The sequence below is a fragment of the Paraburkholderia sp. BL9I2N2 genome, assembly GCF_004339745.1.
Taxonomy (GTDB): Bacteria; Pseudomonadota; Gammaproteobacteria; order Burkholderiales; family Burkholderiaceae; genus Paraburkholderia.
In genome coordinates, this window is the sequence record NZ_SMGP01000003.1 from 979,148 (window position 1) to 993,414 (window position 14,267).

General features: G+C 60.5%; 9 protein-coding genes and 2 pseudogenes. 4 read left to right on the forward strand and 7 right to left on the reverse strand.

Annotated features, from left to right (window positions below; genetic code table 11):
* Positions 1 to 611 precede the first annotated feature (611 nt).
* Positions 612 to 2,090 (reverse strand): alpha-amylase family glycosyl hydrolase, encoded by a 1,479-nt coding sequence (locus B0G74_RS35380; protein WP_132380929.1) that lies wholly within the window; start codon positions 2,088 to 2,090, stop codon positions 612 to 614.
* Between the two features lie 10 nt (positions 2,091 to 2,100).
* Positions 2,101 to 2,865, reverse strand: a pseudogene (locus B0G74_RS35385) (glucosidase); the annotation flags it as partial.
* Between the two features lie 364 nt (positions 2,866 to 3,229).
* Here B0G74_RS35385 and B0G74_RS35390 point away from each other — a divergent pair.
* On the forward strand, positions 3,230 to 3,766 hold the full coding sequence (locus tag B0G74_RS35390; protein WP_132380931.1) for a DUF4142 domain-containing protein: 537 nt from the start codon (positions 3,230 to 3,232) through the stop codon (positions 3,764 to 3,766).
* A 347-nt stretch (positions 3,767 to 4,113) separates the two neighbouring features.
* On the opposite strand, the pseudogene B0G74_RS35395 reads toward B0G74_RS35390, so the two are convergent.
* Positions 4,114 to 4,389: pseudogene (locus tag B0G74_RS35395) on the reverse strand (IS6 family transposase); the annotation flags it as partial.
* 452 nt (positions 4,390 to 4,841) lie between these two features.
* On the opposite strand from B0G74_RS35395, the gene B0G74_RS35400 reads away from it, so the two are divergent.
* The 3 genes from B0G74_RS35400 (at position 4,842) to B0G74_RS35410 (ending at position 7,249) form a co-directional block, all read left to right on the forward strand.
* Positions 4,842 to 5,228, forward strand: a complete 387-nt coding sequence (locus B0G74_RS35400; RefSeq protein ID WP_132380933.1) for a potassium channel family protein — start codon at positions 4,842 to 4,844, stop codon at positions 5,226 to 5,228.
* Between the two features lie 892 nt (positions 5,229 to 6,120).
* On the forward strand, positions 6,121 to 7,038 hold the full coding sequence (locus B0G74_RS35405; RefSeq protein WP_132380034.1) for a sterol desaturase family protein: 918 nt from the start codon (positions 6,121 to 6,123) through the stop codon (positions 7,036 to 7,038).
* Positions 7,031 to 7,249 (forward strand): hypothetical protein, encoded by a 219-nt coding sequence (locus B0G74_RS35410; protein ID WP_132380935.1) that lies wholly within the window; start codon positions 7,031 to 7,033, stop codon positions 7,247 to 7,249. The genes B0G74_RS35405 and B0G74_RS35410 overlap by 8 nt, the downstream gene beginning before the upstream one ends.
* A 476-nt stretch (positions 7,250 to 7,725) precedes the next feature.
* Here the strand turns inward: B0G74_RS35410 and alr are convergent, their stop codons facing one another.
* From alr to B0G74_RS35430, 4 genes are all read right to left on the reverse strand, one after another.
* Positions 7,726 to 8,922: an alanine racemase gene (alr, locus tag B0G74_RS35415; RefSeq protein ID WP_132380937.1), complete on the reverse strand. Its 1,197-nt coding sequence runs from the start codon at positions 8,920 to 8,922 to the stop codon at positions 7,726 to 7,728.
* 20 nt (positions 8,923 to 8,942) lie between these two features.
* Positions 8,943 to 10,793 (reverse strand): hydantoinase B/oxoprolinase family protein, encoded by a 1,851-nt coding sequence (locus tag B0G74_RS35420; protein ID WP_132380939.1) that lies wholly within the window; start codon positions 10,791 to 10,793, stop codon positions 8,943 to 8,945.
* Positions 10,790 to 12,913, reverse strand: coding sequence for a hydantoinase/oxoprolinase family protein (locus B0G74_RS35425; RefSeq protein WP_132380941.1), 2,124 nt, complete (start codon positions 12,911 to 12,913; stop codon positions 10,790 to 10,792). The genes B0G74_RS35420 and B0G74_RS35425 overlap by 4 nt, the downstream gene beginning before the upstream one ends.
* A 69-nt stretch (positions 12,914 to 12,982) precedes the next feature.
* On the reverse strand, positions 12,983 to 14,152 hold the full coding sequence (locus tag B0G74_RS35430) for a porin (protein WP_132380943.1): 1,170 nt from the start codon (positions 14,150 to 14,152) through the stop codon (positions 12,983 to 12,985).
* Positions 14,153 to 14,267 lie beyond the last annotated feature (115 nt).

Below are 14,267 nucleotides of genomic sequence, written 5' to 3' on the forward strand. Positions count from 1 at the left end.
CTCATGATGGCTGAAAGGAGTATTGATCTCGTTTGCATTAAAAGGCAATTGAACTTTGGTCCAATATCGCTTCAACCTCATCAAACATTTTTGCCGCGTCTCCACTCGATATGCCAAGCTCGCCGACAGCTATCTCGTGTTGCATCGCTTGCCTGCGCATTTGGCACCGTCGCAAATGTGAACACAGCCTTCCAGGATATGCCGCCAGTATGCGGCTCGCGGCGCGGATCTTGAGGCGTAGTGTGGTTTTCCCCGACACGGTCGGATCGATTCGGCTGGCGGCCCGGACTGTGGATTGCCGCGGACGTTACGTATCTCACGGGCGGCCGGATAATGATCAATGGCGTCGAGAACCAAGATCTGCAAAGCAGTACTCGCTATGGGATCACGTTGTCGGTTCCACTTGCTGCACAATGGTCAACCAAACTCGCATGGTCGCGTGGGTTAACGACACGCATCGGTGGAAATTTACAGACCGTCGCGGTCGCGGCCCGTAATAACGCAATGGCGCCGTGGGCTCGTCGCGACGGGTGGAGCTGGAGTTGCCCCGGTTTCGCCAACGGGTTACAGCGCGGGTTGCAATGCTCCCACGCCTGGCGTCGTGCGCGCCTTCACGATGAGGTCATTTCGAAGACGTGGTAGCTCCATGGTGGCAGATCCAGGTAAAGACCGCGTGAAATGAGATCGTTGCCGTCGCGATCAAAACTGGCCGGCCCCATCATGTCCTTCATCCGCACCGTGCGGCCGGCCATGTCGGGAAACGGCAGTCGCACGTAACACTGGCTCTGGTTGTCGGCGTAGTTGACGGCAACGAGCCGCCGGTCGCCTTCGGCTCGTTGCCAGGACCACGCGATGAAACAATCCGAGGTCCAGTTGCCCTCCCACGCCGGCACGCATTCGAGCAGGTTCCACGCGCCGTCCCGAAAGACCGGCTGACGCAGCACCGCCAACAGGCTCTCGTAGAACGCCTGCAACGCTGCGTCGATAGGCTCCTGTGGCGACCGGACCAGGTGCGGCGAGATGCGTTTCCTGCAGCCCTCGAACTGGCCTTGGTGAAAGAAGCGCAGACCAGGCGAAAGAAACGTGATGACGGCGCCTGCCTCGTGCCTGCTGGGTTCGAAGGCCGCCGCGGTCCGGGGCTCGTCGTGGTTTTCCAGAAAGCGGGCCAGCTTGTCCTGGTAATCGAGCCCGGCGTGCAGATGCTCGCGCACCGACCGTGCGTGCGCATCGCGGAGGCGGTCATACATCTGCTTGTCATAGGCGTAATCGAAGCCCTGCTGCTGCATCGTCCATTCCAGGTCCCAATAGACCTCCGCCATGAACAGGAACTGCGGATGCTTGCGCTTCACGGATTCGATGGCCTTCGGCCAGAAGGGATCGGCGCGAATGTTCCAGGTGCGTTCGAACACGTCGGGCAAGACCAGCATGGCCATGTCGCATCGCACGCCGTCGCATTGCCCCGCGATTCTTTGCAGCTCGCCGATCATCGCCTGCTGTAACTCCGGATTGCCGTAGTTGAGCTGCAACGTATCGGGCCATCCGTCGAAGTATGGATCCCGGCCGTGGGCAAGCACCAGCGGACCGTTCCTTGTCTGCACCCGGCAGTAGTTGCGCGGTGAACGAGCCAGGTCCGCCTCGCTCCCGTGGACGAAGTAGTCCGGATGCTCATCGATCCAGTCGTGATCCGGCGCCATGTGATTCGGCACGAAATCGAGCATCAGCTTCAGTCCGCGTTGCTGCAGACGCTGCCGCAATCGGGCGAGCGCCTCGGCGCCGCCCAGATCGCGATGGACGGTGTAGCTCTGGATGGCGAACCCGGAGCCGGCGATGTCTTCGTCGCAGAGATCCGGTATCGTTTCGGCGAATTCGCGACGCCATTCGGGGTTCGCACGCGAGATCGCTTGCGCTGCGGGGCCGGTCTGCCAGACGCTCAGCAACCAGATCCAGTCAAAGCCCAACTCGGCAAGGCGATCCAGTTCGGCATCCGGAATATCGTCCAGCGTCGCGCTCCTCCCCAGCACGCGAGACAACCCGGTCAGCCAGACGCGGGTGTTGATCTGGTACAGCGCCGGATAGCGTAAGTCGAACATATCCTCTCCTTTACTTCTCGCCGATCCCTTCTCCGCCCACCTGCCCCCTTACGATCCCCGCCATCACACGGGCGCGTTCGGTCTCCAGTATAGTTTGCGCATCGACACGCCCAAACAGGTCCAGGAGAGGGGCGACGAGGCCCGTCCAGCCTGTCTGGTGGCTGGCCCCAAGGCCAGCGCCATTGTCACCGTGGAAGTACTCGTAAAACAGGATCAGGTCGCGCCAATGCGGATCGTCCTGGAATCTGGCCGCCCCGCCGTAGACGGGCCGTAGCCCGTCGGCATCGCGCAGAAACGTACCCGTCAGCCGACGGACAAGCTCCTGCGCTACCTCGAACAGCGTCATGTGCGGACCCGTCCCGGTCGGACATTGAACCTTGAAGTCATCGCCGAAAAAAGTGTAGAAATTTATCAGCGCCCGGACAATCAGCAGATTAACTGGCATCCACACCGGGCCGCGCCAGTTCGAGTTGCCACCGAACATGCCGGTATTCGATTCGGCCGGCAGGTACTGCACCTTATACTCCTGCCCAGCGACGTGAAGCACGAAGGGATGTTCCAGGTGATAGCGAGAAAGCGAACGAATGCCGTGCGGCCCCAGGAACTCGTTCTCATCGAGCAGGTAACCGAGCACGCGCTCGAGTTTCCGCTTGTTGAGAATCGATAGAAGTCTCCGTTCCCTATGGCCGATGAAACCCGCGTCGGTCGGAGCCACATGGGCAACCAGCGCGGGGTAGCGTTTTCGAAACTGCGCAATCAGCTCCATCAGCTTCGGACAAGGCACGAACCGGTCGTCTTGACGAAATGAAAGCGCTGGAACTATTGCGGCAGATCCTGTCGCTCTGACCTGAATCGACCGTTCAGCATAACTCCATGGCGGCGGGGCTGCCCGCAAAACGGCGCGCCCTTTCCGCAGACGCCACGGACCCGGTCGTTGAGAAGAGAAACCTGCCTCTTCTCATCGCAGCCCTGATTGCCTGCGCCGGCTGGAGCCGAGCTGTGGAGCTGCGGGCAACTCGCGTGGCGTTCTTTGTTCGTCTGGTGCACTCGTCGGCTCGCCGGTATAGCATGTCAACTGTGCTGCCGACGTGCGGCTTGAACGGTGCGTCAACGACCGGAACACAAGTTTCAGGTGAGCAATGAACGTCAAATGTACCGTTGGAGCGCTGCTGCTCCTCGCATCATCCATTTGCGCATTTGGTCAGGATGACGGGCTGACCAATGCACAGATCGTCGGCATCATCCTTGTGGCGAATCAGGCGGAAATCGCGGCAGGGCAAATAGCCTTGCGCAGAACTCGGTTGAGAGGCGTGCAAAGCTTCGCGAGCCGGATGATTGACGAGCATGGACAGGTCATTCAGGAAACCGCCGAATTGCTGCAGAGACTCGGAGCGACTCCACAACGAAGCAAGATCAGCGATGCGATGACGCGGCAGAGCTACGATGACCTCGCAAGGCTTAACGAAGTCGGAATCTACGATTTCGACCAGACTTACCTTGATCGCGAGGTCATTGTCCTGCATCAGCTGGTCAAAACGGTAGACACCTTCATTCGGACCACGACCAGCATGGAACTGAAGACACTGCTCGTCCGGTCTCGCCCGTCGTTCATTTTTCATCTGGACCAGGCTCAACGATTGCAACTGACACTGGAACGGCCGGGGTTTCGTCGATGATCTGTACGGCCTTGTCAAGTTGACGAGCGTCGGCTGTTTGCCTAGTCAGAAAGTAGTTATCCTTATCAGATAGCTTCCTCGACGGCGACATTGACGCTCCAATTGTTGGTGTTCACAAATGCTGAAGGTCGCAAATTCTGCTAATGATGTCCGTTGGAGCGCAAATCGTGCCCATTAATTCTGCTAGCGCGGCTTTTCTACCACAACGCGAACTCACTGCTCGACACGACTGACTAAGCGCAGGACGACGCCGTGCTGACCAACATCCACACAAGGGATGTTGAAGGCCCGATGTGGCACACAAAGTGCCGTACTGCATGGCCTTTTTTTGATCTGCGCACTGAGATTTCGTCCATCCTCCAGCTCTTGCCAACCGCTCGCTTGTGCCGTCGAAACGCCTTTTCGAACAACGGCACGAGCTTGATGACCCGGCGGTGCACGCTCGAACGATCCACCTCAATGCCCCGTTCGGCCATCATCTCTTCGAGGTTGCGCAGGCTCAGCGAGTACGCCACATGCCAGCGCACACACAGCTGAATCAAGTCCAATGGATAGTGCAGTCGCTTCAGTACCTTGCCAATGCCAGCGGGCAGTGCCTTGCGTGGCATCCTCGTCTTTGCCATCACGCTCGTCATGCGTTACGGTCCGACCGAATCTACTTCACCGCGTTAACTCGACAGAGCCACAGACACTTCCCTTTCGAAGCCATATCGTTTCTCCAGGACGAGTTGCTGAACCGGTTACCGTGAATTGCCCGGCAGGACGGTCATCCGGACTGCGGTCACATCGAGGTCCGCAGTGCAATCGCCAAGCCGTATCGACAATACCGAACGGTTCCAAGTCCCGAGCTCCCGATGATAGTTGGCTTGGCGAAGAACGGCTATTACATGTATATGCAATGAATCCAGCGAGGCTGTTGACGCTCGACGCTTGTTCAGCCACGACGGCAGACACCCGAACTTGCCTCGTATTACGTAAACATGCAATATCTCCGCCGGACACAACGTTTTATGTTGGTTCTGTGGACGCGGCTCTCTCAAAGAGAGCCCGAATCAACCTGACAGGCTTAAGAGACATGGATAGTGGCAACGAGGACAACCTTCACGCCAAGATCTCGCCGCGTACTGCGGCTGCTGAGGTTGCCAAGGTCCTCTGGCACCTGCGCCGCATTCTGGCCATTCTGGTCGTGCTTTTCTTCTTTCTGTCGATCGCGATGTATTACGTTGGAGGGGCCGTCAACACGGTCACACGTACGCAATCATCTCTGGGCGAGACGTTCTATTTTTGCGCGGTCACTGCGCTGACCATCGGCTACGGCGACGTCGTGCCGACCACTACGCTTGGTCGGATCATCGCGGTTTTGCTTGCTTTCATCGGCGTGTTGATGACGGGGGTAATTACTGGCTCGACTGTTTACGGTATTCAGGTGGCTGCCCAGCGGGCTGGCCTCCGGCCAGGCTAGATATGAGGACTCGACGGGCTTCACCTAAGCATTGCCCAAGACTAAGGGCGTTCCTCGGCCTGGGGTGTCATTCACGTCATCAAGTTCAAGGCCGTCGGGGACGGCAAGCCCAAAGTCGCGGTTCAGCTTGCCCGGCGCCTGGCCCTGGTCCGCGAGGACAGGATGTGTACGGCGAGCTCGTGCTGGTCTCAATACATCTTGTCCAGTCGATATTTCATGCCCGTCAGCATCAATTCGGCCGCGCCGGCTGTCAAATGACATAAAGTCGTCCGGACCCAAAGACCAGTCTATAAAGCACAGCGAGCAGTGCTGGACAACAAGTCTTTTCCTTCAGAGAGTGACGGGCCGACGTTCTCAGGTTCCAGATTGTGATAGGGACGTTCTAGCTGACATATTTCGAAGGTGTCCGTTTCATCCCAATCGCCGTAGACCGGCTGAAGGTGGAGCCGCAGGTGTGCATCACATGACATCGCCCGGGAAGATGTAACCGGTCAAAGTTTTCGCGTTGTTCAGCCCTTCGGTCCGCGCCAACCCAATCGCTGGTCGGCGCGGGTGCGCTGCTCGCCGCTTCAGACAAAGCGAAGCGCGCTTGCCGCTCCCTGATGAGGATGCCTTGCGCGATGCCAGCTACGGTTCCGACGGCACAGTTCGACCTGCCCTTGACACCGTGCGGTCCTGTGATTGTCACTACCGTGTCAAAGGACCAGGCTCCATGTGTGTGGACCCGACTTTCATCGCATGGCAAGGCTCCACCTCGCACGACATACGGTGAAATAACTTCCACATAGACTGTTATGGCGCCCATGGCTAATCTGTCCGTATCGGATGCGACGCACTGCCACACCCTTTCACCGCAGACGATAGCTTCCGCCACTACCGTTAGGGCATCGTCATGGAATCACTTGGAAAATTCACGCTTTACGTCACAGCTTTCGTCATCGCCGTGTCGCTGGTCGAAGCTGTCTGGCTTAGCCGGAAAAATCGCATAACCGACACGCCATTCGCATGGCACGAAGTGTGGCTTTCGCTCGCCGATGTTGTCGGGCGCAAGCTGCTCGCGCTGCTGCCGCTCTCGCTCGCAACCCCCATATTTGCCCTGGCGTGGGAGCATCGCATCTTCACCGTAGAACTGAACAGCGCTCTGATGGTGCTCACGCTCTTCATCGGCCAGGAATTCTGCTACTACTGGTATCACCGGGCGTCGCATCGCATCCGGTTCTTCTGGGCGACGCACGCGGTGCACCACTCGCCTAACCAGTTGACCCTTTCCACCGCGTACCGGCTCGGCGTGACGGGCAAGCTGTCGGGCTCGGCGATCTTCTTCGCGCCGCTCGTATGGCTCGGCGTGCGTCCTGAAGTCGTCCTGCTGACGCTCTTCATCAACCTCATGTATCAATTCTGGCTGCATACCACATGGATTCCGAAGCTCGGCTGGCTTGAGTATGTTTTCAATACGCCATCCTCGCACCGCGTGCACCATGCATCGAATGTCGATTATCTGGATGCGAACTACGGTGGCGTATTGATTATCTTCGACCGGCTGTTCGGCACCTACGTTGAGGAGCGCGCCGACGAACCTTGCCGTTACGGTCTCGTCACGCCGACCACCTCGCGCAATCCGTTCGTCGTCGAGTTCGAGCACTGGGCGACACTGGTGCGGGACGTAGTGAAGGCAAAGAACGTGTGGACGGCGATCAATCACATTCTCCAGCCGCCTGGCTGGCTGCCGGACGGCGGCGGCGAAACCACAGATGAACTGCGCCGCAGGAACAAGGCGCCTTGTGGCGAGCGCAAAGTGGCCAATGGCTGACCATACGTCCACTGACGCCTGGATCACCCAGAAGGAACTGTCAGAAAGCAATGGCAAGATGGCTGACATCAACGTGGTGGAAGTCGCCTGGTCCAACCTTGATCAGCCATTACTCAGGCGTGTGGGTCGCGTTCGACCACGGCAAGATTCAGAAAACCGCAGTTGGGCGACCGCGCAGCAAGGTCAGCGTCAGCGCCTTCTCCGAAAATAGGCCTGTCGTCGCAACAGGTTTCCTTGTTGCCTCGAAGGTCGGCACAGCCGGAACGGTTCGTTCTTGATGTCGGTGCGAGCGTGGAGCAATCACCCCGCTCTATTTCGAGTACGGATCGCCATTGACGATTCGAGACTGCACGAAAACGGTCGCTGCGAAACAACTGCGTCGAGCAAGGTATGAACAACCGGAATTGCCGAGAATCCGGGGACGCCGCCCGGCCCTGCCGATCCACAGCTAATGCCAAGAAGCGGTTGCGGTGACACGGCGGGTTATCACGGCATTGGCCATATCGACGCGGCCGACCGACCCGTCTCACCCCTTTCCTCGCCACGTGGCTCCAGGGCCGCCTTTCGTTTCGTCCGGAGGCGCAGCGGTCATTCGCCTTTGGCCCTGCTGCCCGGTCATCGGCCAATGCTGTCATTCGAGTCAACGCGCCTTCGTCCGCAGGTTCTAATGCACAACGGCCCTTCGAGTCAGTTTGATGAGCGACAGACACATCCGTCATTGCCCGGCACATCCGTCACTTCGGTGTCAACGTGAGGCAAGCTCCTCACTAACCGCGGAATCAGTTCCATGACGGGCAGCCGCAGCGATGCTGCCAGTTCGTCGATCGTTATCGTCTGGTCGCCGTCCTGTCCCAGCAACGTCACGGCACTTCCAGTCCGGGCCTGCTCATTCTCCGTGATGTCGACCACGGTATGCTGGAACGAACGGCGCCCAAGAATACGAGCCTCCTGTCCGTGCACTATCACGCGGCCAAGCGGCGGCACATGATTCAGCCCATCCCAGAAACCGATCGGCACGACACCGATCCGCACACGGCGTTCTATCCGGATCGGTTCCGCATAGCCAATTCCCAGGACCGATCCAGCCGGATGCTCCTGAACGTGAATGATGCGCCCACGTACCGCGCGCAACATCGGCCGCAGCGGCGCACGCGCCATCCAGTCCGCGTCGAGCGCTCCGTAGAGGAGCCGACCAGGGTCGACCGCCTGATACGCCAGATGCGGATGCGCGAGCATCACCCGTGAACTCGCCAGCATCGTCGTGACGTTATCGAATCCCGCGGCGCGTGCGTCGGCCAGCGCGGCATCGAACAAGCCGGCCTGATTACGCGTCACGTCATCGCTCTCCGGCGAACTCAGATGCGTGTACACGCCTTTGAGCCGCACTGTCGACTGAGCGCGCAGTGCCTCGAACGCGGCTTGCCATTGCGACGGCAGAAAACCGAAGCGCCCGAAGCCCGGGTCGATCTCGAGGAATGCATCGACCGCCACGCCGGCATCGATAAACGCGCGCAGACTTTCGTGACTCTGGATCGTCACCGTCAGTCCCAACGCGGCAACCTGCGCCGCATCCTCCGGCAAGGTCGAGGCAAACAGCAGAATGTCGCGATCGATGCCCGCGTTGCGAATCGCGACGCCCTCTTCCGGACTACCGACGCAAAAGCCATCGACACCCGCTTGCGCCGCCAACTGCGCAACCTTCGCGGCACCGAACCCGAATCCGTCGCCCTTGCAAACGAAGTAGATTTTGGTGGTTCGTCCCACCTGTTCACGCGCGACGGCCAGATTCGCGGCGATGGCGCCATAGTCGAGCTCGGCCCAACTGGGACGCAGCAAGCGCACACGTTGAGTATCGAGGACTGACTCAGGGATTGAAGCGGACATAGTCAAAGCCCCTGTCGTGGTCAGAGTAGTTTGCCGATAGCCGTAGCATCGGCGCCGGTCGATTGCAGAAACAGCGCCTCCTGTCTCGCGACGCGCTCCTGCCAGGAAAGCGTCTGGAGAAGCCCCCGCATCTCGGCGGTGCGGCGCTCGTCGACGCCGCGCCCCGCGCCTTCTAGCACGACTCCGTACACTTCACGCGCCAGCTGCTCCGTGATGCGATCGTCAAGCACGTCCTCGCGCACGGCCTGCGGCGAACGTGTCAACGGATCGCCATGACCTGCGCCGCCCGCCGCGATATGGCAGAAACGATCGCCCTTGCGAAGTGCGGTCACCGTGCTCGGCATGGTCGGCAGCAACGTGCTTTGACCGTCGCGGGTCAGCAGATTGAGCGACGGCGATCCGCTCAGGCCGCCGTGCGAGCCCGACGGCCGATGTGCGCGCCGGTCCGAGCGCAGTCCGAGCAACGCGTGGTCGCTGCGCAATTCATAAGCGCGGCGCATTGCAAGGCCGCCGCGATGCCGGCCCGCGCCGCCGGAGTTGGTAACGAATCCATACTCGGTGATCTTGAGCGGCAGACGCGCCTCGATCAATTCGACCGGCTGGTTCGACAGATTGCCGAGTGGATTCGCAATGCCTTCGCAGCCGTCGGTACGGCCACCGCCCCAACTTCCAAGAACGCCGTCGGTAATCAACCAGTTGCCGCGCCCGCCGCCCTTGCCATCCGAGCTACGGCCCGAAATCGACACGACCGACGGACCGCCCTCACCGAGCGCCGGAATCGTATCCGGCACGATCTGCGCGAATGCGCCTTGCAACACATCGAACATGCGGTAAGCGATGATCCCGCGCGCCGCGCATGCGGCCGGTTCCACCGGATTCACAATCGAGCCGCTTTCCGCGTACACCTGCACGGGCCGCGAAAACCCCTCACAGTTCGGCACATCGACACCAATCGCACAACGCACCGCCGCGTACGCGACCGATTGCGTGGTCGCGAACGGACCGTTGATCGCGCCCTGCACCTGCGCGTCAGTCCCAGTCCAGTCGATGCTGACCGTGTCGTCCGCCACAGTGACCTTGACGCGAAACGCGATCGGCACGGGCATATCGCCCAGACCGTCGATGAAATCCTCGTAACGGTATTCACCGTTCGGCATCGTGCTGATAGCCTGGCGCGTCAGGCGCTCCGCGTAATCGTGCAGCGCTTCGACCAGCCGTCCGAAACCGTCCGCGCCGTATTTGTCGAGCAACTGCACAAGCCCCCGCTCACCGGCCTTGCACGAGGCCACCTGCGCGCGCAGATCGCCGCGCAATTGAACCGGCATGCGCGAGTTCGTCTCCAGCAGCGTGACGAGCGCGTCGTTGACAGCGCCTGCATCGCACAGCTTCATCAACGGAATCCGCAGACCTTCCTGATAGATTTCCGTCGCGCCGATCGCCATGCTGCCCGGCGCCATGCCGCCGATATCGGCGTGGTGGACGATGGTCGCAACATAGCCTTCGATATGCGATTCGTAAAAAACCGGCTGAATCAGATACACGTCCGGCAGATGCATGCCGCCCGACGTGTACGGGTCGTTCATGATGTAGATGTCGCCGGGCTTGCCGGCCGTGCCGAAGCGGCTCACTACGTTATCCATCGCGGCCGGAAACGCGCCGAGGTGAATCGGCAAGGTCAGGCCCTGCGCGATCACGCGGCCGGCGCGGTCGAACACCGCGGTGGAGAAGTCCATCGAATCGCGCACGATCGGCGAATAGGCAGTGCGTAGCACGACAAGCGCCATTTCGTCAGCAATCGAGCCGAGCGCGTTCTTGACGATTTCGAGTGTGATGGCATCGGTGCCCGCCGAGGCGGCCTGCTGGGTATTCATGCGGATTGCTCCAGAAACGTGATGACAATGTTTTCGTGGGCATCGACGCGCGCGCCGGCATTCGGCGGCACGACGCAGGTCGAGTCGTACTCTTCGACAATCAACGGGCCGCTCATCGGCACGGCGCGCAAATCGGCGCGCGAGATCACCGGGGTGTCGATAAAACCGTGGGTCTTGCCGAAATACGCCCGGCGCAGCACCGGCACGCGCGCGCCTGACGAGCTCGCCCGGCTGCCACCGGCGCGTTGCGCGTCGTAGGCGCGGTTTTTCTGCGAGCGCAGCGAACCGACCGCGCGCAGATTGACGAGCTCGATAACCTCGTCCGCGGACGCGTGCCCGTAGGTGCGTTCGTGTTCCGCATGAAACGCGGCAGCAATCGGCGCGATGTCGAGCGGCTGACCGGCACGCCATTCGATCGGCACAGTCAACTCGTAAGCCTGACCCGTGTAGCGCAAATCCAGCGCACATGTCACGGCGATATCGTCGAAGGCATTGCCCTCGGCCGTCATATCCGCAGTGGCGCGTGCCACCAGGTCTTCGAGAACATTACCCAACTCCATCGCGGCGGAGTGATCGAGGCGGCAGAACATCGTCTGCATGAATTCATGTTGCGTCGACGAGAACAGCAGGCCCAGCGCGCTGAACACGCCAGGGCTCGGCGGCACGATCACCGTCTTCATGTCGAGCAATTCGGCGATCGCGTGGACAATGACCGGCCCGTTGCCGCCGAAGGCGAACAAGGCGAACTCGCGCGGGTCGCGGCCACGATACGTCGACACGGCTTTCACTGCGCGCGTCATCGTGGAAGCCGCAATCGAGAAGACGCCATAGGCGGCTTCGTACAGATCCGTGTGCGTAGGCTCGGCGATCTGCGTGCGCATTGCCTCGAGCGACTTCTGCTGGTTGATGCGCAACTCCCCGCCGGCGAGGAACTCCGGATTCAGATAGCCAAGCGTCAGCACGGCGTCCGTGAGCGTCGGAATAGTGCCGCCCGCGTCGTAGCACACAGGCCCGGGCACCGAGCCCGCCGAATCCGGGCCGACCTTGACGAGGCCGCCCGCGTCGATACGCACCAGACTGCCGCCGCCGGCGCCGATCTCCGAGACGTCGATGAACGGCAGCTTCACCGCGTGGCCGCCGCCCTTCACGAGCTTGCTGCTGACGTTGATTCCCGCGCCAACCTCGTACTCGGTCGTGCGCGCCGGCTCACCCTTCTCGATGATGGCCGCCTTCGCCGTGGTGCCACCCATGTCCACCGTAATGCAATCGGCGTAACCCGACGCGGCCGCCACCGAGGCACCCGCGATCACACCGGCCGCCGGACCGGACTCGATGATCATCGCCGGCTTCTGCATGACCATGGCCGCGCTCATCACGCCGCCGTTCGAATGCATGATCTGCACGGGACCGGTCATGCCGATGCCGCGTAGCTTGTCGATCAGCGAATGCAGATAGCTGACTACCACCGGGCCGAGATACGCATTGACGACGGTCGTGCTGGTGCGTTCGTATTCGCGGATCTCCGGCAGGATTTCATGCGAGCAGGTCAGGTAGACGGCGTCCCCCAACACGTTGCGCAGCAGATCGCGAATACGGATCTCGTGATCGGGATTCGCATACGCATGAATCAGACTGATCGCTACCGCTTCGATTTTCTCGTCGGCGATACGTTGCGCGATGTTCAGCACCTGCGCATCGTCGAGCGGCGTGTCGATCGAACCGTCGGCCAATAGCCGCTCGTCGACCTCGTAGCGGTGCCGGCGTTTCGCGAGCGGCTCCGGTTTCTGATACGCGAGGTTGTAGAGCATCGGCACACGCAGGCGGCCAATCTCGACCACGTCGCGAAAACCGCGCGTGGTGATCAGCGCGGTGCGCGCGCCTTTGCCTTCGAGCACGGTATTCGTGGCGACAGTGGTTGCATGAACCAGTTCGGTTATCTGGCGCGGTTGCGCGTCGAGCGAGGCCAGCAATGCCTGCAAGCCCGCGACGATCGCGATGCCATAGTCCTGAGGCGTGGACGAAACCTTCCTCGTATGAATCACGCCGTCATCGCCGATCACGACGATATCAGTGAAGGTCCCACCGATATCGACACCGGCCCGGTAAAGTCTTTCAGTCATTACACACCTTACTTGTTAGTCGATGCGGCGCAAACGCGCTGCCGGTTTGCGCCGGTAAAAGCAGTGCTGCTAGAACTTGTGCACGAGTCCGACGCTGACCACCGCCTGGTTCTGCCCCGACGAGGGCAGCATGGTCTGAATCTGCGAGGCCAGCATGCCGTTAGAAGTCGCCGGCAATGGACCGCCCGTAGGTCGCGGGAAGCCGCCACCGGCCGCGCGCAGATAGATCACTTCCGTGTAGATGGAGGTGCGCTTGGAGAGAAACTTGTCGACCAGCAGATTGACCTGGTGCCAGTGCACCTGCGTGGGTCCGCCCGGACCGCCGGTGATGTTGTCGCTCGTGTACGTGTAGGCCATGCCGAAAAACAGCGTCGGATCGAGGGTGAAGCGCGCATTCGCTTCATAGTTGTTGAAGCGGTAGTTGATGCCGCTCGTCAACGTCGTGCCCACGTTGTTGTAGATCGCGTTGCTGTACATCAGACTCAGCTTGGCCGGTCCGATCACATACGAGGCACCGATGCCCGCAATCTGCTCCCGTTTGGACGTGATCGGCGCATCACAGCAGGTGATGGCACCGTTGGTGTTCACGTTCGCAGTGGTGTTCACGCCGGGTTCGTCATAGAGCGAATAGGCGGCCGCAATCGAAAATGCGCCCAGCGAATAGATGCCGCCTACCGACCACATGCGATTGTTCGCAAAGGCGCCGGGCGCGTTGCTGAAGGCGTACATCGCGGTGCCGGTGAAGCCCTTGAAGTTCGGCGAGACGTATTTGATCGAGTTATTGACGCGCAGATAGTCGTCGGTATTGTCGTTGTCGTACGGATGCGAAAACATCACGCCGCCCCACGCGCCGTTGGACGTCATCGTCTGCAAGGTGCCGACAATCGCGTCGTATTGGCGGCCGAACGTCAGCGTGCCGTAGTCCGGATTCGAAAAACCCACGAATGCCTGGCGGCCGAACATGCGGTTGTTCTGACCGAGCGCGCCGTTGACCGGGTTAAAGCCGTTCTCCAGCGTGAAGATCGCCTTGGTGCCGCCGCCGAGGTCTTCGGCGCCTCGCAGCCCCCAGCGGCTGCCGTACTCGCCGTTGCCGGTCAACTGCACCGCGCTATGGCCGCCCTGGTTCGACGAGTAGGTGATGGCCTCGTTGATGATCCCGTACAGCGTGACGGAACTCTGCGCATGAACGAAACCGCTCCCGCCCAGCAGAGCCGCCATGATGAATAACTTTTCCTTCACCGCTCTTCTCCAAACAAGAAATCGCGACACCCCGGTCGGCTAGCGATCGATTGATGATAGCAAATGAATCGATTCACCAAAGATTAAAAAAAATGTCCATAGGTGGACCGGCTCA

Excerpts from the sequence above, each read along its gene's own strand:
- B0G74_RS35380 (WP_132380929.1), bottom strand. The coding sequence starts at position 2,090 with ATGTTCGACTTACGCTATCCGGCGCTGTACCAGATCAACACCCGCGTC.
- B0G74_RS35390 (WP_132380931.1), top strand. The coding sequence starts at position 3,230 with ATGAACGTCAAATGTACCGTTGGAGCGCTGCTGCTCCTCGCATCATCC.
- B0G74_RS35400 (WP_132380933.1), top strand. The coding sequence starts at position 4,842 with ATGGATAGTGGCAACGAGGACAACCTTCACGCCAAGATCTCGCCGCGT.
- B0G74_RS35405 (WP_132380034.1), top strand. The coding sequence starts at position 6,121 with ATGGAATCACTTGGAAAATTCACGCTTTACGTCACAGCTTTCGTCATC.
- B0G74_RS35410 (WP_132380935.1), top strand. The coding sequence starts at position 7,031 with ATGGCTGACCATACGTCCACTGACGCCTGGATCACCCAGAAGGAACTG.
- alr (WP_132380937.1), bottom strand. The coding sequence starts at position 8,922 with ATGTCCGCTTCAATCCCTGAGTCAGTCCTCGATACTCAACGTGTGCGC.
- B0G74_RS35420 (WP_132380939.1), bottom strand. The coding sequence starts at position 10,793 with ATGAATACCCAGCAGGCCGCCTCGGCGGGCACCGATGCCATCACACTC.
- B0G74_RS35425 (WP_132380941.1), bottom strand. The coding sequence starts at position 12,913 with ATGACTGAAAGACTTTACCGGGCCGGTGTCGATATCGGTGGGACCTTC.